Raw genomic sequence first — 22,416 nt, 5'->3', positions numbered from 1 at the left:
GGGGGTACGCCGCGCCATGGAGGTCACGAGGCAGACCATCGCGAAGGCCCTGGCCGTGGTGTTCGTGTTCAACCTGATCGTGATGGGCGGCGGCGCACTGTACTCCGCCCAGCAGGTGCCGCCGATCCCGCAGGAGGTCGTCGGCCCCGACGGCAACACCGTCGCCACCCAGGAGCAGGTGCAGGCCGGGAAAGTGGTGTTCCAGCAGAACAGCTTGATGAACCACGGGTCGATCCTCGGCAACGGCGCTTACTACGGCGTCGACTACACCGCGGACACGCTCGACCTGAAAGTCGAGTACATGCGTGAGTACTACGCTGGGGAACGGTACGACGCCGCGTACTCGGCACTGGGGCCCGCCGAGCAGGGCAGCGTCGACCGACTCGTCCGCGACGACCTCGACGAGCAGTTCACCGAAGGAACTGAGACGATCGAGTACTCCGCCGCGGAGGCGTACGCACACGAGCAGATCCGCGAGGAGTACGTCGAGCGGTACCACGAGGGCGAGCTCGAGCGCGGCGTCCCGGCCGACTTCGTCGCTCCGCCGAGGAGGCGCGCCAGTTCGCCGACTTCGCGCTCTGGACGGCGTGGATCTCCCACACCGACCGCCCGGGCACCGATACGAGCTTCACGAACGAGTGGCCGTACAACCCCGCCGCGGGGAACACGCCCTCCGGCGCGACGATGATCTGGAGCGTGATCAGCATGGTGCTGCTCGTCGGCGCCGTCGGTATCGGCGTGTTCCTCTACAAGTCGGTCGAGCTCCCCGAGCCGACGACGGAGGGGATCGAGATCCCGCCGCCGGACGAGATCAACCTGACACCCAGCCAGCGGGCCGCGACGCGGTTCATCCCGCTCGCGGGGCTGCTGTTCACGGTACAGGTGCTGCTGGGCGGCTTGCTCGCCCACTACTACGTCGAGCGTCACGCCTTCTTCGGGGTCGAGGAGGTGTTCGGCGTCCACATCGTCGAGGCGCTCCCGTTCGCGCTGGCGAAGACGTTCCACCTCGATCTGGGGATCCTCTGGATCGCCACGCTGTGGCTGGGGGCGGGGCTGTTCCTCCCGCCGCTGCTCACCAACCACGAGCCGGAGCGCCAGCGGACGTACATCCACGTGCTCCTCGGCGCGCTGATCGTCGTCGCCGTCGGCGGCCTCGCGGGCGTCTGGCTCGGCTCCCAGGGGTACATCGACGGCGAGCTCTGGTGGATCATCGGCAACGAGGGGCTGGAGTACCTCGAAGTCGGCCGGCTCTGGCAGGTGGGGCTACTCGTCGGCTTCGTGCTGTGGACCGGGCTCGTCTACCGCGGGTTCAAGCCGATGCTCGAGCGCGAGGCCCGATTCGGGCTCGCCCACATGATCATCTACGCCGGCGGCTCGATCGGCCTGCTGTTCACGGCGGGGATGTTCTACACCCCGCAGACGAACATCGTGATGACGGAGTTCTGGCGCTGGTGGGTCGTCCACATGTGGGTCGAGGGCGCCTTCGAGTTCTTCATCGTCGCCGTCGTCGGCATCACGCTGGTGAGCATGGGGCTGCTCCGGAAGCGCTCGGCGGAGAAGGCGGTCGCGTTCCAGGCGCTGTTCGTGATGGGTTCGGGCGTCATCGGCGCCTCCCACCACTACTGGTGGATCGGCCAGCCCGACGTGTGGCTGCCGCTGGGGACGATCTTCTCGACGCTCGAGCTGATCCCGCTCATCCTCATCCTGTTCGAGGCGATGGGGCAGTACCGCGCGCTCGCGACCAGCGGCGAGACGTTCCCGTACACGCTGCCGTTCATGTTCATCATCGCCAGCGGGTTCTGGAACTTCCTCGGCGCCGGCGTGCTGGGCTTCTTCATCAACCTCCCGATCGTCAACTACTACGAGCACGGAACCTACCTCACCGTCGGCCACGCTCACGCGGCAATGTTCGGTGCGTTCGGCTTCCTCGCGCTGGGGATGGCGACGTACATGCTGCGCATCTCGACGGTGCCGTCGAAGTGGAGCGAGCGCCGACTCCGCTGGGCGTTCTGGCTCTGGAACGTCGGGCTGGCTGTGATGGTGTTCGTCTCCGTCCTCCCGGTCGGATTCCTCCAGCTGGAGACGGCGTTCACCGAGACGTACGGCGCCGCCCGGAGTCTCGCGTTCTACAACGGCGAGCTGATCCAGCTGCTGTTCTGGGCGCGCCTCCCGGGCGACACGCTGCTGATTCTCGGCACCGTCGTGTTCGCGTACGACATGGTGAAAAAGCGGTTCACGCTGCGTGACGTGTCCGATCCGACCGACTCGCTCGGCGAGACGACGATCCCGGACCGGCTGATGGCTGAGGACGACGACTGACCGCCCGCCCGCTCAGTCGGTGGGCAGCGTGAGCGTGTCGTCCCCGTTGCGTTCGACCTCGTCGATGCGTTTCAGCCACTCGATCCCGCGCCGGGTCGTGTCCGCACCGAGTTCCTGTTCGATCCGCCACTCCGGCACCCCGTCGTACAGGTCGTCGGTGTACTCCGTCTCGGCGAGGGTCCGGATGCACTGCCGGACGTCGTCGGCCGAACTCGACTGCTCGTGGAGCGCCTCGATCTCGTCCTGGATGTCGAGGTCGAACCCCTCGTCCGCGAGCCGTTCCATCTTGTACTTCATCGACCTGACGAACCCGTCGTCGGCGAGGATCGAGAGCTGCGTGTCGATCTCGTCGAGGACGGTCTCGTCGTCGACGCCCGCCTGCGCGAGCGTCACCATGTCGTCGACGTCGTCGTCCCGGTTCGCGACCGCCTTGAACAGGAAAATGTCTTCCAACGAGACGCGCTGAACGGTGAGCGGCCCCTCGTCGAAGAGGTGTTCGCTCCGGTCGATCATCCCCGGACTGAGTTTCAGCACGCCAGCGACCTGTTCGTCGAACACGTCGAACCGGCGCTTCCCGTTCTGGAGGATGAACGCCGCCTCCAGCTCCTCGTACTCCTGGTCGATCTCGTCCGGGACTGCGTACCCCTCCGACTCGAGCGCGGCGTAGAGCCGGTCGAGTTCGGCGGTTTCGCGGACGATCAGATCGATGTCCTTCGTGGCGGGCTTGAGCTCCTCCAGCGTGAGCGCCCCGCCACCGATCAGGTAGACGGTGACCTGTTCGTCCAGGATCGACGCGAGTTCGCTGAACTGCCGCCGGATCCCGTAGTCGTCGAGCTTCGACTCCCGCGTCATAGTGTCACCCCGTACTCGTCAGCGAGCGACTGCATCTCGTCCCACGAGGGGGCCTCGGCGGCGTTCGACCGGCCACCCGTTTCCAGGCTTTCGAGGAGCGGTTCCATCGCCTCGACCACTCCGTAATGCGACGCCGCCGCGCGGACGGTCTCGGGCGACTCGTCGGTTCGAGCGATCAGCAACAGGGCGTACTTCCGGTGTCGCGAGTCGTTCTCGATCAGCAGGAGGTGGCAGGCCAGATCCGCGGGGGAGAGCTCCCGGTCGGGCTCGGCGTAGAAGTAGTAGTAGCCCGACGGCGTGAAGAACTCCAGTCCGTACTCGGCGAAGGCGTCGAGGCCCGTCCGGCGGTACGGCGGCTCCTCGACGGGCGCCTCGGACCGCGCGAGGAACTCGTCGTACGACTCCCACAGCAGCGTTCCCCCGTCGAGATCGTCCCTGACCCGCGTCCGGTGGTGTTGATGCCGGAGCTCGCGGACGAACTCGTGGAGCTCCGAGAACTCGTCGAGGAGGCGGTAGCGGTCGTGCTCCTTCCCGACGATGGCGCGGTTGGTCAGCGTCTTGAGTTTCCGGTAGACGGTCGCGCGGGAGTAGCTCACGTCGTCGGTGAGCTCCGCCGCCAACCGGCCGTCGCCGGGCGGGAGGTAGTAGAGGAGCTCCCGAACGGCGGGCGAGAGCAGCTCCGGGAAGTCGACGTGGGGCTTCCCCTTCACGAGCGACTGGAACAGCTCGCCACACCGCGTGTCGGTCGGCACGAACACCGTCGCCCCCGCCTCGCGCTCACGGCGCAGTAGCCCGATCGTCTCCAGCTTCGTGGCCGCGTTCGTGACAGACTGCGGCGCGTACTCGAGCTGGTCGAGGACCTCCTGTCTCTTTTTGGAAGTGTCGAGTAGCTCGAGTAGCCGGAGTTCCTTCTTTTCCAACATTGTGTCTCATATAGGGTGAAGTCGTACTTAACTAGTTCGCCCTATCTGCGACACCATGTACTATTTCGGAGAGATGTTCCGGTGGATAGATGGTCGTCTTCGACGGTGAACGGCGGGCTTCCTACCTGATTTCCGATACGTTCGGCGCCGCCAGTTGACTGCCACGCCGACCGCCCCGACCTGCGCGCTACTCCTCGCCCTCGACAGGGCCTTCGTACTGCGATCGGACCGTGTCGCCTTCCCGCCACTGCCAGTAGGAGTAGCGGTTCCCGTTGATCTCCTTGACCGTCGTCGACGCCTTCGCCGGGACGCCGTCTGGGCGGTCCGCCGTCGCCGCCTGGTCGGCGTCGTCCCCACTCAGTCGTTCGGCACGCTCCCGGTACTCGGCGAGCGCGTCGGCGTAGCTGGCGACCGCCCGGAGTTCGTCGGGCGAGTAGGCGTCGAGGCGTTCGGCGGCCGGTTCCGGGAGTTCCGCCGGGGGCGTCGGTTTCTCGTAGGACATGGGTGGCAGCCGTTCTTAACCAACAGACGCCGCCACTCAACTTGGTACTGTTGGTTAAGATCCGCTCCGTGCAACCGCGTGCTGCGAAGAAGACTCACTCGAGTCTGCGACGACGGCGTCGACGCCCCCGAGCACCGCGCCGAACGCTTCTCGGCCCGGCTTACTGCCCGACGACGTCGGGTTTGAGCGCGCCGACCTCGGTCAGGATCGCCTCGGTGTTCGCCTCGTCGACGCCGTTCGCCCGGAGTGCCTCCTCGAGGTACGTGGCGACCCGGTCGAACGCCTCGCCGGTGATCCCCATGCCCGCGTGGGCTTCCTGCATGTCGGCGCCGTCGTAGTCGACCGGGCCGCCCGCGACGGCGCTGATGAACTGGACCTGGTGGGCGTACAGCTGCTCCCGGTCGATCCCCTCGAAGTACGGTTCGAGGAGGGGGTCGTCGAACACCCGGTCGTAGAACTCGGACACGACAGATTCGACGGCGTCGCGTCCACCGATCTCGGCGTAAATCGTTTCTGCCTCTGACATCGCGTTAGCAGAGGTTTTCTTTGCATAAAACGGGCGTGAAAGAACATGTTCGGGGCATTCGATTCGGGTGACAGCGCCGTGATGAGTCGCGCGGCACCGGAGCGCGGTAATCACTCAATAACGAACCCACCACGATAGCTACCTCGAGGCAAATGAAGGTCACCTACCTCAGTTCTGCGGCGATCCTCGTCGAGAGTGCCGGGGCCAAGCTGCTCTGTGACCCGTGGCTGGAGGACGGCGCGTTCTACGGCTCCTGGTGTCACTACCCGCCGCTGGAGGCCGAGCCGGACGACTTCGACGACGTGGACGGGATCTACATCTCCCACATCCACCCGGACCACTTCGACCCGGCGACGCTCCGGCAGTTCGACGCCGACGTCCCGGTGTATATCCACGACTACCGCTGGGACTACCTCCGCGAGGAGATCGACGCGCTGGGGTTCGACGTGATCGAACTCGACCACGACGCCCGCACCCACCTGGCGGGCGACCTCCACATCAACATCCTCGCCGCCGACGCCTGCGACCCGGAGATCTGTGGCAACTACTTCGGCTGCTCGTGGGTCGAGGGGAACCCCGAACTCGGCTCGACGCAGGTCGACTCGCTGGCGGCGATCGACGACGGCGAGCACGTCGTCGTCAACATGAACGACTGCCCGTACCCGATGGTCGAGACCAGCATGCGGCAGGTGAAGGAGCGCTACGGCGACGTGGACCTGCTCTGTCACCAGTACAGCGCCGCGCAGTTCTACCCCCAGTGCATGCTCGACTACAGCCACGAGCAGAAACTGCAGGCCCGCGACGCGGTCATCCGGGAGAAACACGAGCTCGCGACGCAGTTCGTCGACCTGCTGGAGCCCGACTACTACCTGCCGTTCGCGGGCGAGTACGTGCTCGCCGGCGAGCTCGCGCCCCTGAACCAGTACACCGCGAACCCGCCGCGGGTCGAGGCGTACGACTGGTTCGAGCGGAACGTCCCCGACGACCACGAGCCCGTCTTCCTCAACTCCGGCGAGCACATCGACCTCGCCGCGGGGGACGTCTCGAGCCCCTTCGAACCGATCGACCAGCAGGCCAAGCGGGAGTACATCGACGAGGTGCTCGCCGAGCGGTCGTTCGACTACGAGGACGCGCCGATGCCCGAGCGCGAGGAGCTGTACGACCGCCTCCCCGCGGCGTACGAGAGCTTCGAGGCGAACCGCCAGTCCGTCGGGTTCGAGACCGACACGACGGTGCTGGTCAGCCTCCTCGACGACGAGTACGTCGAGCTCACCTTCGACGGCGAGGGGTACGAGCTGGTGGCGTCGCCCGAGATGGACCAGTACGACGGCTACGTCCGGATCGAGGTCGATCCGCGGCTGCTGAACTGGCTGCTGCAGGGGACCGAAAAGGCCCACTGGAGCGACGCCAAGATCGGCTCCCACCTCGGCATCGCCAAGCAGCCCGACATCTACGAGCGCCAACTGTACAACTGTCTGGGGTCCTTCCATGCCTGAGTCGACTACCCTCCGGCGCGCGAAGCGGGCCGCGACGATCGGCGCCGGACTCACCCTCGGCGCCCTCGTGGCGGCGACGCTCTGGAGCCGCCGCCAGCGCGAGACCACCGAGACGGTTCCCTACACCGTCGTCGCCCGGCTGGGCGACGTGGAGCTCAGGCGCTACCCCCGCGTCACGACGGTCGAGACGGTCGCCGACTCCGAGAACCAGGCGTTCGTCCGGCTGTTCCGGTACATCACGGGCGAAAACGAGGGGAGCACGGACGTGTCGATGACCACGCCGGTCGAGATCGACGGCCGCGGCGCGTCGATCTCGATGACGGCGCCCGTCGAGGTCGACCTCGGGCGCCGGCTCCCCGAGCGAGACGACGGCGCGGCCGACGACCGGCGGGACGGCGTCCGGATGGCGTTCTTCCTCCCCGCCGAGTACGGCCCCGAGTCGGCGCCGACGCCGACGGACGACCGCGTCGACCTGGTGACGGTCCCCGAGCGCACGCTGGCGGTCAGACGGTTCTCTTGGCGGCCGACGACGGCGCGGATCGCCCGCGAGCGCGACGAGCTGCTGTCGACGCTCGCCGACGCCGACGTGGCGACCGTCGGCGAGTCGTTCTTCATGGGCTACGACGCGCCGTGGACGCTCCCGTTCCTGCGGCGGAACGAGGTCGCCGTCAAGGTCGCGGGCGGTCCGTAACGAAGAGAGGGCTCCGGCAGGGTGCTCACCGGTAGCCGAGATACTCGAGCTGTTTCGCGGTCTCCTTCGGCGCCCGTTGCCGGTCGGGCTCCTCGTAGCGCGGCTCGTAGCTCCCGGTGTCGGTCGCCGAGGTCTCCAGCCACGGGACGCGCCGCAGCCCCGGGTGGGGGACCCCGGTCGGGTGGCTGTACAGGCCGAGGTGGCCGAACAGCTCGCCGTGGTCGGCGGTGACGACCGCGGTCTCGGCGTCGACGTTCTCGAGCAGCACCCCGACCGAGTCGAGCACCCAGCGGAGTTCGTCGAGGTACTGCGCCCACACTTTCTCCCGATCGCCGCCGTCACGGAGGTAGTCGAACGGTCGGTACTCGTAGCGTTCGAGCGGGCGGTTCTCCCGGAGCGCGTCGACGCGGAAGGGGCTGTGCGGCGGGAGGTAGTGGACGATCATGCGCTCGGCGTCGACCTCCCGGCCGGCCCGGATCGCCCGGTCCGTCGCGATCTCGGGGATGCACGTGCCGCCGAACGGGTCCATCGGCGCGTAGTCCGAGACGGAGTCGAACGTGTGGAACGCGTCGGGGTCGACGGTGTCCCAGGACGTGACACGCTGGGCGAGCGGCGACTCCATCGCGTTGCCGGCCTCGAGCGTCCGCGCCACCTGCGCGTTGCTGCAGACGAACGCCGTCTCCGCGATCCGCTCGCGGTACCCCTCGGTGAACGTGTTCGCGGCCCACTCCCGCGTCGAGCTGCCGAGACTGTACAGCGAGCCCACGTCGTCGACGAACGCGTACTCCCCCGCGAGGCTGCGGAGCGCGTCGTACCGACAGGTGTCCAGCACGATCAGCAGGTCCCACTCCCGGTCGAACACGTTCGTCCCGAGCGGGCGCCGCGACGACGCCCCCAGCAGCAGGGCTTCCACTGCGGGAACGACGGGCAAGCGGTCCTGAAGTGAGGCTATCAGGGACATGCGGTGTCGTAACTACCGGCTCCGACGGAACGCCGGGGTAAAGCTACGAACCGGCTAACGCGGCCCGCGGCGGCCGGCACGCGGGCGCTCGGGCCGGTGCCCACTACATCGACCCCTCGGTGTCCTGCACGACGAACAGGTCGAACGCGGTGTCGGCCGGCTCGTCGTCCGGCGAGAGGTAGCCGCCGGCGAAGGCGCTGTACGCCTGCCCGCCCTCGACGGTCACGTCGAACTCGGCGACGACCTCGCCGTCGTTCCCCTCCGTGTCGCCGCGGATCTCCAGCGTGTAGTCGCCGGCCGGCACCTCCGTGCTGCCCGACTCGCCGTAGGCGACGCCGTCGAACAGCACCGTCTCCCCGCCGCCGGCGGTGATGTCGACCGCCGGCGCGTCGGGCGAGGCGTGGACCGCGCGGACTCGCGCGTTGTCGCCGCTCGCCGGCTCGCGGTCGTCCTCCAGGATCAGCGGCTCGAACGGCTGGTCGGCGTCCTCCGACACCTCGCCGATGGCGGCGACGGTGTACGCGACCCCGGCCTCGACGGTCACCTCGCCCTCGAACACGGTCGTCTCCGAGTCACCGGCGGGCGTCACCGTCACCGTGTACGTGCCGGCCGCGAGCGAGAGGTAGTCGCTGACGGCGCCGAACGCCACGTCCTCGAGCACGGCCTCGCCGTCGACGAGCACGTCGACGTTGGGCGCGTCCGGCGAGAGGTGGGCGACGCGAACCATCGCCCCGTCGGTCTCCGTCCCCGTGTCCGTCTCCTCGGTGGGCGACTCCTCCCCGTCGGTCGGCGACTCAGTCCCGGCCTCGGTCGGCGTGTCGGTATCCATCGGCGTGCCGGGTTCGGTCGTCCCCGTCGGCGACCCCTCGGTCTCTGTCGCCGGGCCGCCACAGCCGGCGAGGAACACCCCGCCCGCGACGGCGCCGACGACGCCGAAAAAGCGGCGACGCGTGCGGTCCGTGGTCTCAGTTTGCGACTCCACTGCCTGGTCTGTCTGGTCGGACATCGTGGAGCCACCGTGACCGCCGACGGGTTTTGTTATGGATGCTGGCGCCTGCGTAATACCGTCCTACAAGTTTCGTTCGGTGAGCCTACGAGAAAATCCGCCGTCCTTCGGGCGAGGGGCGCCCGACGCTGGAACCCACGGCGTCGACGGGCTCCACGACGTCGACGGTCGCCCCATCAATCGTCGCGAGCTACTCCCGCAGGTGGACTTCGTCGTCCGATATCTGCGCCACTCGCGAGTGGGTGATCTCGTACGTGTCCTCGTCCTCGGCCCAGCCCAGCCGTCGCCGGACGCTCCGGGAGAGCGACCCTTTCGGCTTCACGTGGGCCATGTTCTGGTCTATCTGTTCGATCGTTCCGACCTCGTCACCGTCGGCAGTGACGACGGTCTTCCCCTCGTCGCTGGATTCGAAATCTCGTACCATCTGTGTCTCCGGTGGGCGCGTCTGCGCCACCGACTACGGGGACGCTCCCGCGATTCTTCGTAATAGCCACGCTACAGCGTGTACGATCGTCCTTCTCGCGGTCGGGCGCCCGCGATGCGGCGACACCGAGGGGCAGCGGCCGTACTGGGGCGCGTTCAGGACTCGGCGGCGCCGTAGTTCAACAGCCGCATCCCCCGCTTCACGGCGTTGACCGCGCCGTCGGTCGAGCGGGCCAGCAGCAGTTCGGGGAACGAGTCCGCCCAGCGCTCGGGGTGGGCGAGCACGCAGGCGCGGTCGACGGCGCCCTCGCGGAACAGCGCCGCGAGGTCGGCGGTGGTGTCGGGGTTCGCGCGCTTCTCTCCCTCGCCCATCGTGTGGTCCTTGATCTTCAAAGCCCCGTCCCGCCAGGTGCGGCCGGTGTCCGAGAAGTAGGTCACGTCGTCGAAATCCATCGAGAGGTACGCCTCGCCGAGCAGGTCGTACGCGTCGAAGCCGGGCGCCTCGGAGTCGGTCCACATCTCCCGGTTGTCGTGGGGCGACAGCGGGTTGCCGTGCATGCAGACCGTCTCGATCGGCGCCGGGTGGGCGCGACGGAACCGGTGCAGGTTCGTCGCGAACCGCTCGTGGGCGGCCGCGAGGTCGCCGTCGGCGCGCACGTAGTCCTCGTAGTGGTAGCCGACCTCGTGGCCGAGGTCGACGACGGTCCGGGTTCGGTCGGCCTCGAACGTCGACGTGCGGTAGTAGTAGGTGCTCCGGGCGCCGTGCTCGGCCTCCAGTTCCGCCATCCGCAAGGCCCGCGCCGGCATCCGGTCCACGTCGTGACGGAGCACCACGAACCGTTCCGGCAGGTCCTCACCCGCGAGGTACTCCCTGACGGTGCGGAACGCGTAGCCGCCGTCGTCGATCGCCGCCAGGAGGTCGGCGTACGCGTCGGTGGTGAAGTCGTCGCTCACGACCATCCGCGGCCCACCGTGTACTGCCGGTGCTCGGTGGCAGCGAGGTCGAGCACGTCCCGGCCGTCGACGACGACCGCCGGCGGCAGCGCCGCCCAGTCCACCGCGTCGAACGCGTCGTGGGCGGTCGCGAGCACGACCGCGTCGGGCGCACGCTCGGGCAGGTCCGCGACCGTCACGTCCGTCGCCGGGACGCCCGCGGCGTCTACCAGCGGGTCGGCCGCGAGCACGCTCGCGCCGCGGTCGGCCAGTTCCTCGCAGATGTCGATCCCCGGGCTCGCGCGGGTCTCACGGACCCCGGCGCGGTAGGTGAGGCCGAGGACGGCGACCGTGGCGTCGTCGAACGCGTCCTCGGGGGACGCATCCGCCGCGTCGCTCGTTTCGGCGCCGCCGTCGGCGAGCCCCACGGCGTCGTCGACGGTCGCCGTCGCCGCCAGCCCCTCGGCAACGCGGTCGACGACGAACGCCGGCATCCCGTCGTTGACGGCGCGGGCCGTCGACAGCGTCGGCACGTCGGCGTCGAGCCAGTTGAGCACGAAGTACGGGTAGTACGGGATGCAGTGGCCGCCGACGCCGGGGCCGGGGGTGTGGATCTCGCAGTACGGCTGGGTGTTCGCGGCGTCGATGGCCTCCCGCACGTCGATCCCCAGCTCGTCGGTCAGCCGCGCGAGGTCGTTCGCCAGCGCGATGTTGGCGTCGCGGTAGAGCCCCTCGAACACCTTCACCGCCTCCGCGGTCGTGGCGTCGTCGACGCGGACGATCTCGTTGTCGACCAGCTCGTCGTACACCAGCTCCGCGACGCGGCCGCTCTCGGCGTCGACGCCGCCGACGACTTTCGGGTGGGTGCCGCGGATGTCCGCCAGCGCGCGCCCGCTGGAGGTCCGTTCCGGGCAGACCGCGACGCCGAACGTCCCCGGGGCGAGGTCGCTCTCCGCAACCAGCGTCGGGTGGATCACGTCCGCGGTCGCCCGCGGGGGGAGCGTCGACTCCAGCACGACCAGATCGCCCGGCAGCAGCCCTCCGGCGATCTCGTCGACGACGGCCTCGACCGCGGAGAGGTCGGGGTCGTTCGCGTCGTCGATCAGCGTCGGCACCATCACGACGTGGATCGCGGCGTCCCGGGCCGCGGTCGCGGCGTTGGTTGTGGCCGTCAGCGCGCCCTCGGCCGCGAGCGACTCGACCAGCGAGTCGAGCCCGGGCTCGCCCTGCACCGGGCAGTCGCCGGCGTTGACGCGCTCGACCACCTGCTCGTCGATGTCGACGCCTGTGACGGCGCCCGTGTGCTCGGCGTACACCGCCGCGAGCGGGAGCCCCATCTTCCCGAGGCCGTACACCGCCACGGGGATCTCGCCCGCGCGGAACTGCTCGCGCTGGCGGGCGGGCGACGCGAGCGTGTCGTACAGCGAGGGTGTCACTGCGACACCTCCGTCGTCGCCCGCTCGTCGACGAGCGCGGACACCCGCTTGGCGAGTTCGACCGCGCGGATACCGTCCTCGGCGGTGACCGCCGGCGCCGTGCCGTTGGCAGCGGCGTCGAGGAACGCCGAGAGCTCCTCCTTCAGCGGCTCGCCGCTCTCGACGAACGGGCGCTCGATCACGCTCTCGATCCGGTGGCGCACGTCGCCGTCGGCGGCGACGTACTCGGGCCGGGAGCGGCGGTGGACCTCGACGGTCTGGTCGAGCAGGTCGACCACGACCCGGCACTCCTCGGCGGTGACGGTCAGCCGGCGCACGCGCTCCTGGGTGAGCCGGCTGGCCGTGAGCGAGGCGACGGCGCCGTCGCTCGCCCACGTCGCCGTCGCGTACTCGCCGTCGCCCGCGCCCGCGGCGGAGACGAGCGTCGGCTCGGCGTCGAGCAGCGTACAGAGCAGGTCGATGTCGTGGATCATCAGGTCGAACACGACGTTGGCCTCGATGTCGCGCTCGACGGGCGGGCCCAGTCGCTCGCCCGTGACGGCGACGACCGAGAGGTCCTGAAACGCCCGCAGGAGCGTCTGGACGGCCGGGTTGAACCGCTCGATGTGGCCGACCTGGATCGTGACGCCCGCCTCGGCCGCGTCGGCGGCGAGTTCGCGGCCGACCGCGGGGTCGTCGACGAACGGCTTCTCGACGAGCACGTCGACGCCGGCGTCGATGCAGTCCCGCACGAGCGACGCGTGGACCCGCGTGGGGACGGCGACTGAGACGGCGTCGACCACCTCCAGCAGGTCCGGCGCCTCGTAGATCGCCGTCTCGAACTCCGTCGCCGCGGCCGCGGCCGCGCTCACGTCGGCGTCGGCGATGCCGACGAGCTCGCTGTTCGGGAGCTCCTGGTACACCCGGGCGTGGTTGCGGCCCATGCTCCCGACGCCGACGACGCCGGTCCGGAGCGGGTCGCTCACGGGTCCATCACCTCCGGCTCCGGCGTGGCCGCGTCGACGGCCGGCTCGAACGTCTCGACCGCGCGGGCGACCTGCCGGATCTCCGCGACCGACAGCCCCGGGTGGACGGGGAGCGAGAGCACGCGCTCGGCCGCCCGCTCGGCCACGGGCGCGTCGGCGTCGTACTCGGCGTAGGCCGGCTGCTGGTGGATCGGGATCGGGTAGTACACTTTCGAGCCCACGCCCTGCTGCTCGAGGTGGGCCGCGAGCGCGTCGCGCTCGTCGGTGCGGACCGTGTACTGGTGGTACACCGGGCGGACGCCTCGCGGCTCCGCGGGGGTCTCGACGGCGGCGTCGGCGAGCCGGTCGTTGAGGTAGGCGGCGTTCCCCCGGCGCGCGAGGTTGAACGACGGCAGCCGGTCGAGCTGTACCCGACCGATGGCGGCACAGACGCTCGTCAGCCGGAAGTTGTGACCTACCTCCGCGTGCTCGTAGCCCGCAGTCCGGCCGTGGTCGCAGAACCGGCGCACGCGCTCGGCGAGTTCGGGGTCGTCGGTGGTGACCATCCCGCCCTCCGCGCTGGTGGCGTTCTTCGTCGGGTAGAACGAGAAGCAGCCGGCGTCGCCGAGCGAGCCGACGACCTCGCCCTGGTAGCGCGCGCCGTGGGCCTGGGCGGCGTCCTCGACCAGCGCCACGTCGTGGGCGTCCGCGAGCGCCCGCAGGCGGTCCATCTCCGCGGGCAGGCCGTACAGGTGGACCGGGAGCACCGCGGCCACGTCGTCGCGCTCGGCCAGGATATCGGCGACTTCGCTGGGGTCGATCGTCAGCGTCTCGGGGTCCACGTCGGCGAACACCGGCTCGGCGCCGGCCAGCCGGACAGCGTTCGCGCTCGCGACGAAGGAGAACGGCGTCGTGACGACGGCGTCGCCCTCGCCGACGCCGAGCGCCTCGAACGTGGCGTGCAGCGCGGTCGTCCCGTTGGTCGTCGCGACGGCGTACTCGGTGCCACAGAGCGCCGCGAACGCGTCCTCGAACCGTCGGACTTCGGGCCCGTCAGCGAGCTGACCGCCCTCGATCACGTCGCGGACGGCCGCGGTCTCGGCCTCGCCCACGTCGGGGTCGGCGATCGGGATCACGCGTCGTTCCCCCCCTGGAGCCGCTCGGGCAGCGGCCGGTGTTCGGCGGGCGCGCCGACCGCGAGCGTCTCCGGCGGCACGTCCTCGGTGACGACGGCGTTGGCGGCGACGAACGCGCGCTCGCCGACGCTGACGCCCGGCAGGATCGTCGCGTTGGCGCCGATGGAGGCGTCGTCGCCGATCGTCGGCCCCTCGAGCGGGGCCTCCTCGCGCAGCGGGTAGGGGTCGTTGGTGAGCACGGCGTGGGGGCCGAGGAACACACGGTCGCCCAGCGTCGTGTTCCGCGGGAGGTACACCCCCGTCTGGAGGGAGACGTCGTCGCCGAGCCGGCAGTCGCCGTCGACGACGGCGTGGGTGCCGACGAGCACGTCGTCGCCGAGCACGGAGCCCTCGCGCACGACCGCGCCGTGGCCGGTGACGAACCGGTCGCCGATCTCCACGTCGCCGTAGATGACCGAGTGGCTCCGGATCGTCGGGTCGCGACCGATGGTGGGGCCGCCGTCGGCGCTGCCGAGGGTGGCGCCGGGGTGGATCTCGCCGTCGGCGTCGGTGCCGGCGTCGGTCATCGGCGCCCACCCCCCGCGAGGGCACGACTGCGTCGGGGGAGCCCCCTGACTTCTGGCGGTTGGTCGGACGGTCCGGGACGGTGGTCGGCTGGAGATTGGGCGTGGAACATGGTCGGTTCCGCCGGTGGCGGCTACGAGAGGGTGCCGCCGACCGACCCAAAGTTATAGACGCGCTTTCGGCGGGTTATGACGGTGTTACGGGGTTATTGACCGGGTTACGGTCGCAACTGGGGGCGGCGGCGATCCTCACTCCGGCGGCGTCGGCGTGCCGTCGGCGGGCGGGCGATCCGTCCCGCAGCGTTCGGTCTCGGGGTCGTCGCCGACCCGGACGTTGCGGCGCTCGATCTGTGAGTTGCGCAGCGAGAGCGGGTCGTTAGTGACGGAGATACACGTGTCGAGCAGCTCCCCCTCGACGTTCGTGGTGACGATGCCGTCCCGATCGTCGCCGGACTGGTGGATCTGGAGGTTGCTGAACGTACAGCCGCGGCGGTCGGCCGCCTGTATCGCGGCGCCGCCGGCGGCGTCGCCGGTGATCCGGATGTTCTCGAACCGGAACGGCCCCCCCGGACGGCGTCGTCCGCGTCCGCGTTCGGGCTCTTCACCCGGATCGCGTTCACGCCGTCGGCGTCGACGTGGAGGTGGCAGTTCCTGACCGTCGCGGAGGCGAGCTCGGAGGCGATCGTCACCGCGCCGTCGCTGCTGGTCACGTCCAGCAGTTCGACGACGCAGTCCTCGACGACGTGGTCGTAGCCGCCGCGGAGGCGGATGCCGCGCATGTTCTCGCCCGCCCCGTCGGCGTCGTCACACCGAACCCGGACCCCACGGACGAGGCTGGGCTCGCTGGTGGTGATGCGGACGCCCGCGACGCCGTTGTTGCGGAAGAAGCCGCCGAACACGTTGATGGAGCCCTCCGGCGGGTCGGCGTACAGCCCGTTGTCCGGGAACCCCGCGATGTGGCAGTCGTAGAACGACACGTCGCCGTGGTTGTTGTCGCCGACCTCACAGCCCGTGACGCTGGGGACGGGCGAGCCGTCGGGGAGCGAGAGCCTGTCGACGACGCCGATCCCCTCGGGCGTGGTCACGTCGAGGCGGACGATGTCACCCGAAACGTCGGACGGGCCGCGGACCGAGAGATCGCGGTACAGCACTAGGTCGTCCGCGATGCCCAGCACCGGCCGGCCGCCGGTGTCCTCCGCGCGGTAGTCGAACGTCAGCCCGCGGACGAGCAGTTCGGCCAACGGCTCCGGGTAGCCGAACGCCAGGACCGTCGACGCGAACCCGTCGGTCGGGACGATCGTGGCCTCGTCGCCGAGCAGGCCGATCCGATCGTCGCCGTCGACGAAGACAGTCTCGTCGATCCGGTAGCGTCCCGGCGGGAAGTACAGCAGCGTGCCGTCGGTGGCGTTGGACGCCACCAGCTCGTCGATCGGCGTGCCGGCCTCGCGGTCGGCGCCCAACTCGCCGAGGTCGACGACCTCGTCCAGGCCCCACGCAGTCGCGACCGTCGACGGGTCGCTCGTTCGAACCCGCTCCCGGGGGTCCCAGTCCGTGCGCGGCGTCGCGGTCGGATCGCCCGTCGTCACCGGGTCCTGTGGCGGCCGTGGCCCCCGCCGTGACGGCGTCAACCCACATCCCGCCGTGCCGGCGGCGCCGACGCCCGCGAGATAGCCGAGTAACTGACGGCGGTTCATTCGGTCGATGATTGGGGCAGGGACGGTTTCGTTATGTGGCCTCAATTCGGCGGGCCCCGGGGGTGTGAGCCCGCTCGCGTCCGGACACAGGCGCAGGCTACCGGGCTGGAGCCAGTCGGACTGTGCCACACAGTCGGCCGTGTCGGCGCGGCCGGGACCAGCGCGCGTACAACGGGATCGGTAACAAAGAGGACCAGCCACGAAGTCGGGGTATGCCCCTTAACACAGCCGCGGCGCCGGTCCTGCAGTTCTTCAGCGGCGAGTTCCTCGAGTGGGCGGTCGTGTTCCTCGTGCTCGCGATCGTCGCCTGGGTCGTCGGCGCCCGCGGCGTCGCGGGGCTGAGCATGACCGTCGCGAAGTGGCTCGTCATCGTGTTCCTGGTGTTGATGCTGGTCTCGATCGTGCTCTGAGCACCGTTGAGGGGGTGACTTACTAACTGGATCTGCGCCGTTTCTCGTCGGTATGCAGATCGAATGCCCCCACTGTGGTTCCCGGCTGGCCCTCCCGCTGTCGGCCCACGACATCCAGAACGTGCTGGGGACGACCCAGCGGCTCCAGGGCGGCGAGCACCAGTGTGAGGACTGCGAGAACGAGGTCGGGGTGTACTACTACTGATCCACCCCCCGAAATGACTCCCTTACAATAGTGGTTCCACCACAAGGGAGAACTGGAATCGACCGGACCGGGTTCGGTCTCGGTTCGATTCCGCCCCCGATCCCGACCCAGACGAGCGGGGCGGCGCTTCCCCCTCGCCGCCCCCTCGCCCCACCTGCATTCCGGATCGAGCGGACCCGCCGCGGTCGAGGCCCCGAGCCCAGGCCCCCCTCGGCCGCGGCGGGTCTCCCACTCGGCGTCGCGACGAGGAGCGTGATTATTCGAGTGAACACCAGACGTATCCACGGTGCCCGCGAACCCGTAACTGTCAGCAGGCACATAAGTGTGCCTCGGCAGGTTACTCCCCGAATGGCACTATCACCACCGACGATATCAACCGACACGTTGCTCACCTTACTCGCCGACAGTCAGCGACGACGGATCCTCGGCCAGCTGCTCACGAGCGAGGGCCGAACGTCCGTCGAGGCGCTCGTCGAGGCGTGTTTCCGCGTCGACGGCGCGAACACGGCCCACGCGGAGTGGGCGACCGCAGCCCACCACAACCACCTGCCGCGGCTCGAGGCCGTGAACGTCGTCGAACTCGACTCCCGTCGGGATCTCGTCGGTCCGGGGGCGAACTTCGACGAGGCCACGTCGCTCCTCTGTCGGATCGCGGCGGAGCGGGAGGACGTCTCCGTCTGCGGGTGTTGAGCTGGCCGGCCGTCGTCGCCGCTACGGCGGCGAGACTTTGATGACGCCGTCCGCGTGGAGCGTCACCGTCACGCCGGCGTACTCGAACGAGAGCCGGACCGTCCCGTCGGGGTCCGAGAACAGGTCGTCGATCGCCTCGGCGTCGACAGACTCGTACAGCGGCGGGAGTGCCTCCGGCTCGCGGCCCGTCGTGGCGGCGACCGCCTCGACGACGGCGGTGCTCGGCGTGGCGTCGCCGTCCCACTGGTACTGGACGGTGTTCTCGTCGCGTCCCGCCCGCGCGGGAGCCGTTGGAGTGTCCTCGTTTTCCTCACTCATCGGTCGATCACCACCTGCATACGGAGGGCTGGCCCAGGCGCCCGGTTTTCCGGCTTGATTCGTAGATACGTTTCATGGAAGTAAAGTTCTATCGCCGATTGTCGGCCGCCCCATCGTCGTGGTCTCTGTCGAGCTGCCAGGCGAACATCGCCTTGAGGACCACGACGAGCCCGTTGGCGCTCCCGGAGCCCCAGATGGCGGTCTCCGCACGCGAGGGGGCGTCGCCGTCGTCGACGAGGACGCTCACCAGCGTCTTCTCGCGGTCGACCATCAGGAGGCGCCCGGCTGGCGTGTCCGCCCAGTCCCAGATCGACTCGAAGTACGTCGCCTCCGGGAGCGCGTCGTCGAAGTGGCCCTCGGTGCCGTCGGCCATCCCCGCGAGCTGGATCGAGACGCCGCGGTCGGCGGCGTCGGCGAGGCTATCGGTGAGCCGCTCCGTGAGCAGGTCGTCGACGGTCATGTACACGACCTCCTCCTCGGCGCTCGAGACGAACTCGTCGATCCGTTCGGTGACGGTTTCCCGACCCGTGACCGTCCAGACGCCGCGCTGTTCGGTCGACCGTGTCCCGGTCGAGAGCTGGTCGAGCGCGTCCGTCAGCGTGTTCACGCGGTGGCTGTACTCGCGGTCGAAGTGCTGACCGGTGGTCTCGGTGGACACCGCCCAGAACCGTTTGGGCGAGGAGTGCTGGACGTCGACGAGGCCGAGGTCTGCCAGCTCCTCGACGGCGTCGTACACCCGCGTTCGGGGCACGTCGGCGTTCTCGCTGACCTCCTTCGCGGAGCCGTCACCCAGCCTGACCAGGGCGACGAACGTCCGCGCGGCGTAGGCGCTCAGCCCGAGCGCCTGCAGCTGCTCGGTCGCGGTCGTCCACGCCGAATCGGGGTGGTTATTGGCCATCAGGTCACGTTCCTCCGTCCGTCGAACCGATCCGTCAGTCGCATCGTGGCCGGCAGACTCGACGACAGTGAGCGCGGCCACTCGATGCCAGCCCCTTACGGAGGCGGACGTATAGGTGTACTGTGATTAAGTGAGTGAACGAATTTTCTCCCCGTTTTCTTGTCGTGTGAACCCCTACTGTTATGCATCTCCCTGTCACTATCTAAGTGAACGGCTCTGCTGGCAGTTTCCCGGGTGCGGGCGGGCGCCGACGCCGCGAGAGTAACCTAATGGAGAACCAATCAGACCGGCAGCAGGCGGTCGAGCTGCTCCAACAGCTCGGGCTCAAGGAGTACGAGGCGAGATCGTTCGTCGCGCTCGCGCGAATCGGCCGCGCCACGGCCAAGGAGATCAGCGAGATCTCGGAGGTGCCGCGCACGCGGGTGTACGACGCGATCAGGGTGCTCGAGTCGAAGGGGCTCGTCGAGACCCAGCACGCGAAACCGCAGGTGTTCCGCGCGGTCGGCATCGACGAGGCCGTCGACACGCTCCGGGCCGAGTACGTCGATCGCACCGAGTCGCTCCGGGCGACGCTCGGCGCGCTCGAACCCCCCGAGGACGAGTCGACCGAGGAGGTCACCCACGAGGTGTGGGCGATGACCGGCGAGCAGGGGATCGCGAGCCGATCCCACCAGCTGATCCAGGGCGCGAACGAGGAGGTCGTGCTCGTGGTCGGTCACGATCGCGTGTTCACCCCCGAACTCGCCGAGACGCTACAGACCGCACAGGAACGGGGGGTGAGCGTCATCGTCGGGACGGTCTCCGAACCGCTGCAGTCGACGATCAGGGATCAGCTCCCGGGCGTGGAGGTGTTCGTCTCCGGGCTGGAGTGGCTGAAGCAGTCCTCGACGACGGGGGACCACACCGAGATCAGCCGACTCCTGCTGGTCGACCGGCAGGCGATCCTCGTGAGCTCCTTCACCGCGGGGAGTGAACGGGGACCCGAACACGAGCAGGCGGTGTTCGGCCGCGGGTTCGACAACGGGCTGGTCACCATCGTCCGCCGCCTGATGGCGACCGGCCTGCTGTCGACGGACGACCCCGTCGCAGACGGGGGGTAGCCCGTCTCAGCGCTTCGCGGAGAGCTCCTCGACGGAGGCCTCGTCGACGATCACGAACGCGTCGTCGGCGAGCATCTCCTCGTCGGTCGGCAGCACCAGCACGCGGTTCTCGCCGTCGGCGTCGGTGCCGATCATGTCCAGTTCGACTGCCTCGTAGCCGAGGTCCTCGGCCGGGTCCGGGTCCTCGGGCGCGTGTCGCCAGTCGCCGCGTTGGTCACCCGTCATCACACGTCACGCTGGATGGAGACGCTCGCGTCCCCGTCGACGGTGATCTCGGTCACGCTGCCGCCGAACCGGTAGGCGTCGACGCCGCTGCCGACCAGCCCGACGACCTTCCCGTCGGACGCGATGTCCTCGATCTGGTCCCAGCTGGTGCCGTCGTCGGTGACCTCGCTGTTCTCCTCGTCGCGGGCGACCGACCCGGACACCGTGAACGTGTACGTCGTCACGTCGTCCGGCGTCCCGTCGATCGTCAGCAGGTGCGGGCGGTCGGTCGACCCGTCCGTGCTGTCGGTCGTGGTGTCGTCCGTCGTGCTGTCCGTCGACGTACTGTCGTCGGTCGACGTGTCGGTCGTCGTGTCGTCAGTCGTGGTGTCGTCGGTCGACGTGTCGGTCGTCGAGTCGTCGGCGTCGAACGAGAGCGGGTCGACGACGTTGCCGTTGACCAGCACGTCGAACGCGTACTCCTCGGGAGTCCACGAGAACGACTGGACGCTCCCGTCGACGATGTACGCGTCGCCGTAGCCGTCGTTGCCGGTGAACCCGGAGACGGTGACGGTGCCGTCGCCGTTGTCCGTGATCTCGTCGCCGTGGCCGGCGGTGACCTGGCCGGAGGTCGAGTGGAGTTCGGCCGTGCCGTCGACGACGAACTCGTAGTCCAGTTCGCCGGACTGGCGGGCGATCACTTCGACCACGTCCTCGGTGTCGGCGGTGCTCTCCGCGCCGACGAGGTACGCGAACGTCGTCGTCGTCCCGTCCAGGGACACGTCCACGCTCGCGTCGGCGGGGAGGCTGTAGTCGACGACGCTGTCGTCGAAGCGGAACGAGTCGAGCTCGTCCGGCGCGAGCACGCTCGTCACCGTGTAGGTGCCGTCGCCGTTCTCCGTGATCGTGTCCTCGTCGGACTCGGCGTCGCCGGCGAACTCGACGGGGCCGTCGACGGTGAACGTCGGCTCGATCGTCCCGTCGTTCTCCGGGTCGGCGTGGAGGACGAGCGTGTGAGCCATCGAGTCCTGCTCCTGAACCGTCGAGCCGGCGTCGCCGTCCCACGGGCCGATCCCGTCGCCGACGCCCTCGATCTCGTCGGCGGCGGCGTAGCCGGTGATCGCCGACGGGTACGGGAAGCTGACGCTGTCATCTTCGGTGATGCCCGAGCCGTCGAAGTCGGGCTCGACGTTCCGGCTGCCCGAGCCGGCGACCGTACAGTTCTCGATGGTCACGTCCATCTCGCCGTTGGACTTGTCGCGCACGAGGTCGCCGTCGGAGTCGTTGTAGAACGCGCAGTCACGGATCTCCACCGTGGAGCCCGCGGCGCCGTCGTGGAGCTCGATCAGGTCGGCGGTGCCGTCGACGTCGAGGTAGATGAACCAGCAGTTCTCGATCAGCAGGTCCGCGGGGTGACGCAGGCGGATCCCGCGGGAGTGGGGGATGTTGGTGTCGTCGTTCTCGACGGGCTGGGTGACCGCGATCAGGCTGTTCCGGATCACCGTCCGCTCGTCCTCGTCGGTGCCGTCGCGGTGGCCGACCCGGACGTTCGCGATGTTGTTGTTCACGGCCGCGCAGTTCTCCATCGTCACCGGCGGCTTGTCGAGGTAGGCGCCGTTGTTCACCATCCACCCCCACGCGGAGTTCCGGACGGTGAGCCGGTCGTTCCCCCCGTCGGGCGTGTACATCGCGCGGTCCTCGTCGCGCTGGCCGCCCTCGGGCCAGACGAACCCGTCGATCGTCGCCCCCGGGGAGACGTTAATCCCTGCCTTCGCATCGTGGTTGGAGCCGCGAACCACGACGTTCTCGAGTCGCCCCTCGATGTTGCCGTCCATCGTGCCGGACTCGAGGTTCAGCACCACGTCGCCGGCGCTTCCCTCGCCGACGATCGCGTTGCCGCTGTCCACCGAGAGCCCGGAGCCGTCCCACGAGTACTCCCCGGCGGGGATCGACGTGCCGCCGCCCGACAGGCCGACGTCGGCCGCCGCCGCGTTGCCCGACAGCGCGCCCAGCCCGGTCAGGGCCGCCGTCGCGCCGAGGGCCTTCATAATCGACCGTCGGCCGAGCTGGCCGTCCGCGTCGGTAGTAGGCTCGTCCTGTGCCGCCTCGTCCTCGCCATGGCGTTCTGCCATGGATGGGTAGAGAGGGATTACCTGAAAGTAGATTCTGACGGGGTGGGGGCCAGT

The 22,416-nt window shown here is 69.3% G+C and carries 23 protein-coding genes and 1 pseudogene; 7 read left to right on the top strand and 17 right to left on the bottom strand.

Annotated features, from left to right (window positions below; all coding sequences use genetic code 11):
• Positions 1-16 precede the first annotated feature (16 nt).
• A pseudogene (locus ACP95_RS01190) lies at positions 17-2,319 on the top strand (nitric-oxide reductase large subunit).
• 12 nt (positions 2,320-2,331) lie between these two features.
• Here ACP95_RS01190 and ACP95_RS01185 read toward each other — a convergent pair.
• The 4 genes from ACP95_RS01185 to ACP95_RS01170 all read right to left on the bottom strand — a co-directional run bounded on the left by ACP95_RS01185 (position 2,332) and on the right by ACP95_RS01170 (position 5,122).
• On the bottom strand, positions 2,332-3,171 hold the full coding sequence (locus ACP95_RS01185; protein WP_049979455.1) for a DUF6036 family nucleotidyltransferase: 840 nt from the start codon (positions 3,169-3,171) through the stop codon (positions 2,332-2,334).
• Positions 3,168-4,094, bottom strand: coding sequence for a hypothetical protein (locus tag ACP95_RS01180; RefSeq protein WP_049979454.1), 927 nt, complete (start codon positions 4,092-4,094; stop codon positions 3,168-3,170). The genes ACP95_RS01185 and ACP95_RS01180 overlap by 4 nt, the downstream gene beginning before the upstream one ends.
• A 187-nt stretch (positions 4,095-4,281) precedes the next feature.
• Positions 4,282-4,596, bottom strand: a complete 315-nt coding sequence (locus ACP95_RS01175; protein WP_049979453.1) for a hypothetical protein — start codon at positions 4,594-4,596, stop codon at positions 4,282-4,284.
• Positions 4,597-4,756: 160 nt separating this feature from the next.
• The gene (locus ACP95_RS01170) at positions 4,757-5,122 is read right to left on the bottom strand and encodes a group I truncated hemoglobin (protein ID WP_049979452.1); all 366 of its coding nucleotides are present in this window, start codon (positions 5,120-5,122) and stop codon (positions 4,757-4,759) included.
• A gap of 152 nt (positions 5,123-5,274) precedes the next feature.
• On the opposite strand from ACP95_RS01170, the gene ACP95_RS01165 reads away from it, so the two are divergent.
• The gene (locus ACP95_RS01165; protein ID WP_049979451.1) at positions 5,275-6,618 is read left to right on the top strand and encodes an MBL fold metallo-hydrolase; all 1,344 of its coding nucleotides are present in this window, start codon (positions 5,275-5,277) and stop codon (positions 6,616-6,618) included.
• Positions 6,611-7,309: an SOUL family heme-binding protein gene (locus tag ACP95_RS01160; protein ID WP_082224521.1), complete on the top strand. Its 699-nt coding sequence runs from the start codon at positions 6,611-6,613 to the stop codon at positions 7,307-7,309. The genes ACP95_RS01165 and ACP95_RS01160 overlap by 8 nt, the downstream gene beginning before the upstream one ends.
• Before the next feature lie 25 nt (positions 7,310-7,334).
• On the opposite strand, the gene ACP95_RS16220 is transcribed toward ACP95_RS01160, so the two are convergent.
• From ACP95_RS16220 to ACP95_RS01115, 9 genes are all read right to left on the bottom strand, one after another.
• Positions 7,335-8,270 (bottom strand): hypothetical protein, encoded by a 936-nt coding sequence (locus tag ACP95_RS16220; protein WP_154018408.1) that lies wholly within the window; start codon positions 8,268-8,270, stop codon positions 7,335-7,337.
• 103 nt (positions 8,271-8,373) lie between these two features.
• Positions 8,374-9,276, bottom strand: a complete 903-nt coding sequence (locus tag ACP95_RS01150) for a DUF4397 domain-containing protein (RefSeq protein WP_049979449.1) — start codon at positions 9,274-9,276, stop codon at positions 8,374-8,376.
• A 190-nt stretch (positions 9,277-9,466) separates the two neighbouring features.
• The gene (locus ACP95_RS01145; RefSeq protein WP_049979448.1) at positions 9,467-9,700 is read right to left on the bottom strand and encodes a hypothetical protein; all 234 of its coding nucleotides are present in this window, start codon (positions 9,698-9,700) and stop codon (positions 9,467-9,469) included.
• A gap of 155 nt (positions 9,701-9,855) precedes the next feature.
• Positions 9,856-10,659, bottom strand: coding sequence for a hypothetical protein (locus tag ACP95_RS01140; RefSeq protein ID WP_394324964.1), 804 nt, complete (start codon positions 10,657-10,659; stop codon positions 9,856-9,858).
• On the bottom strand, positions 10,650-12,068 hold the full coding sequence (locus tag ACP95_RS01135) for a nucleotide sugar dehydrogenase (RefSeq protein ID WP_049979447.1): 1,419 nt from the start codon (positions 12,066-12,068) through the stop codon (positions 10,650-10,652). The genes ACP95_RS01140 and ACP95_RS01135 overlap by 10 nt, the downstream gene beginning before the upstream one ends.
• Positions 12,065-13,033, bottom strand: coding sequence for a Gfo/Idh/MocA family protein (locus ACP95_RS01130; RefSeq protein WP_049979446.1), 969 nt, complete (start codon positions 13,031-13,033; stop codon positions 12,065-12,067). The genes ACP95_RS01135 and ACP95_RS01130 overlap by 4 nt, the downstream gene beginning before the upstream one ends.
• Positions 13,030-14,148 carry a DegT/DnrJ/EryC1/StrS family aminotransferase gene (locus ACP95_RS01125; RefSeq protein WP_049979445.1) on the bottom strand — a complete coding sequence of 373 codons (1,119 nt, stop codon included), beginning with the start codon at positions 14,146-14,148 and terminating at the stop codon, positions 13,030-13,032. Before ACP95_RS01125 ends, ACP95_RS01130 begins: the two co-directional genes overlap by 4 nt.
• On the bottom strand, positions 14,145-14,714 hold the full coding sequence (locus ACP95_RS01120; RefSeq protein WP_049979444.1) for an acyltransferase: 570 nt from the start codon (positions 14,712-14,714) through the stop codon (positions 14,145-14,147). The genes ACP95_RS01125 and ACP95_RS01120 overlap by 4 nt, the downstream gene beginning before the upstream one ends.
• A gap of 215 nt (positions 14,715-14,929) precedes the next feature.
• Positions 14,930-16,405 (bottom strand): hypothetical protein, encoded by a 1,476-nt coding sequence (locus ACP95_RS01115; RefSeq protein WP_154018407.1) that lies wholly within the window; start codon positions 16,403-16,405, stop codon positions 14,930-14,932.
• A gap of 212 nt (positions 16,406-16,617) precedes the next feature.
• Between ACP95_RS01115 and ACP95_RS01110 the strand changes: the two genes are divergently transcribed.
• From ACP95_RS01110 to ACP95_RS01105, 3 genes are all read left to right on the top strand, one after another.
• Complete coding sequence (locus ACP95_RS01110) at positions 16,618-16,815, top strand: DUF1328 domain-containing protein (RefSeq protein ID WP_049979442.1); 198 nt, start codon at positions 16,618-16,620, stop codon at positions 16,813-16,815.
• 52 nt (positions 16,816-16,867) lie between these two features.
• Positions 16,868-17,020: a hypothetical protein gene (locus tag ACP95_RS15495; RefSeq protein ID WP_154018406.1), complete on the top strand. Its 153-nt coding sequence runs from the start codon at positions 16,868-16,870 to the stop codon at positions 17,018-17,020.
• Between the two features lie 348 nt (positions 17,021-17,368).
• Positions 17,369-17,710, top strand: coding sequence for a DUF7344 domain-containing protein (locus ACP95_RS01105; RefSeq protein WP_154018405.1), 342 nt, complete (start codon positions 17,369-17,371; stop codon positions 17,708-17,710).
• A gap of 21 nt (positions 17,711-17,731) precedes the next feature.
• Here the strand turns inward: ACP95_RS01105 and ACP95_RS01100 are convergent, their stop codons facing one another.
• Together ACP95_RS01100 and ACP95_RS01095 are read right to left on the bottom strand one after the other, a co-directional pair.
• Positions 17,732-18,028: a HalOD1 output domain-containing protein gene (locus tag ACP95_RS01100; protein ID WP_161782042.1), complete on the bottom strand. Its 297-nt coding sequence runs from the start codon at positions 18,026-18,028 to the stop codon at positions 17,732-17,734.
• An 88-nt stretch (positions 18,029-18,116) separates the two neighbouring features.
• Positions 18,117-18,926, bottom strand: a complete 810-nt coding sequence (locus tag ACP95_RS01095) for a TrmB family transcriptional regulator (RefSeq protein ID WP_049979467.1) — start codon at positions 18,924-18,926, stop codon at positions 18,117-18,119.
• A gap of 269 nt (positions 18,927-19,195) precedes the next feature.
• Between ACP95_RS01095 and ACP95_RS01090 the strand changes: the two genes are divergently transcribed.
• Complete coding sequence (locus tag ACP95_RS01090; protein WP_202593745.1) at positions 19,196-20,026, top strand: TrmB family transcriptional regulator; 831 nt, start codon at positions 19,196-19,198, stop codon at positions 20,024-20,026.
• A 6-nt stretch (positions 20,027-20,032) separates the two neighbouring features.
• Here ACP95_RS01090 and ACP95_RS01085 read toward each other — a convergent pair whose 3' ends face one another.
• Both ACP95_RS01085 and ACP95_RS01080 read right to left on the bottom strand, forming a co-directional pair.
• Complete coding sequence (locus tag ACP95_RS01085) at positions 20,033-20,251, bottom strand: hypothetical protein (RefSeq protein WP_049979440.1); 219 nt, start codon at positions 20,249-20,251, stop codon at positions 20,033-20,035.
• Complete coding sequence (locus ACP95_RS01080; protein ID WP_049979439.1) at positions 20,251-22,362, bottom strand: hypothetical protein; 2,112 nt, start codon at positions 22,360-22,362, stop codon at positions 20,251-20,253. The genes ACP95_RS01085 and ACP95_RS01080 overlap by 1 nt, the downstream gene beginning before the upstream one ends.
• Positions 22,363-22,416 lie beyond the last annotated feature (54 nt).

The organism is Halolamina rubra (assembly GCF_000739555.1).
Classification (GTDB): domain Archaea; phylum Halobacteriota; class Halobacteria; order Halobacteriales; family Haloferacaceae; genus Halolamina; species Halolamina rubra.
This window is presented reverse-complemented; position numbering and strand designations above follow the sequence as displayed.

Bases quoted from the DNA above. Each gene is read 5' to 3' on its own strand.
- ACP95_RS01170 (WP_049979452.1), bottom strand. From the start codon at position 5,122: ATGTCAGAGGCAGAAACGATTTACGCCGAGATCGGTGGACGCGACGCC.
- ACP95_RS01080 (WP_049979439.1), bottom strand. From the start codon at position 22,362: ATGGCAGAACGCCATGGCGAGGACGAGGCGGCACAGGACGAGCCTACT.
- ACP95_RS01095 (WP_049979467.1), bottom strand. From the start codon at position 18,926: ATGGCCAATAACCACCCCGATTCGGCGTGGACGACCGCGACCGAGCAG.
- ACP95_RS01165 (WP_049979451.1), top strand. From the start codon at position 5,275: ATGAAGGTCACCTACCTCAGTTCTGCGGCGATCCTCGTCGAGAGTGCC.
- ACP95_RS01175 (WP_049979453.1), bottom strand. From the start codon at position 4,596: ATGTCCTACGAGAAACCGACGCCCCCGGCGGAACTCCCGGAACCGGCC.
- ACP95_RS01150 (WP_049979449.1), bottom strand. From the start codon at position 9,276: ATGTCCGACCAGACAGACCAGGCAGTGGAGTCGCAAACTGAGACCACG.
- ACP95_RS01110 (WP_049979442.1), top strand. From the start codon at position 16,618: ATGCCCCTTAACACAGCCGCGGCGCCGGTCCTGCAGTTCTTCAGCGGC.
- ACP95_RS01105 (WP_154018405.1), top strand. From the start codon at position 17,369: ATGGCACTATCACCACCGACGATATCAACCGACACGTTGCTCACCTTA.
- ACP95_RS01100 (WP_161782042.1), bottom strand. From the start codon at position 18,028: ATGAGTGAGGAAAACGAGGACACTCCAACGGCTCCCGCGCGGGCGGGA.
- ACP95_RS01090 (WP_202593745.1), top strand. From the start codon at position 19,196: ATGGAGAACCAATCAGACCGGCAGCAGGCGGTCGAGCTGCTCCAACAG.
- ACP95_RS01085 (WP_049979440.1), bottom strand. From the start codon at position 20,251: ATGACGGGTGACCAACGCGGCGACTGGCGACACGCGCCCGAGGACCCG.
- ACP95_RS01140 (WP_394324964.1), bottom strand. From the start codon at position 10,659: ATGGTCGTGAGCGACGACTTCACCACCGACGCGTACGCCGACCTCCTG.
- ACP95_RS16220 (WP_154018408.1), bottom strand. From the start codon at position 8,270: ATGTCCCTGATAGCCTCACTTCAGGACCGCTTGCCCGTCGTTCCCGCA.
- ACP95_RS01180 (WP_049979454.1), bottom strand. From the start codon at position 4,094: ATGTTGGAAAAGAAGGAACTCCGGCTACTCGAGCTACTCGACACTTCC.
- ACP95_RS01160 (WP_082224521.1), top strand. From the start codon at position 6,611: ATGCCTGAGTCGACTACCCTCCGGCGCGCGAAGCGGGCCGCGACGATC.
- ACP95_RS01120 (WP_049979444.1), bottom strand. From the start codon at position 14,714: ATGACCGACGCCGGCACCGACGCCGACGGCGAGATCCACCCCGGCGCC.
- ACP95_RS01185 (WP_049979455.1), bottom strand. From the start codon at position 3,171: ATGACGCGGGAGTCGAAGCTCGACGACTACGGGATCCGGCGGCAGTTC.
- ACP95_RS15495 (WP_154018406.1), top strand. From the start codon at position 16,868: ATGCAGATCGAATGCCCCCACTGTGGTTCCCGGCTGGCCCTCCCGCTG.
- ACP95_RS01145 (WP_049979448.1), bottom strand. From the start codon at position 9,700: ATGGTACGAGATTTCGAATCCAGCGACGAGGGGAAGACCGTCGTCACT.
- ACP95_RS01115 (WP_154018407.1), bottom strand. From the start codon at position 16,405: ATGAACCGCCGTCAGTTACTCGGCTATCTCGCGGGCGTCGGCGCCGCC.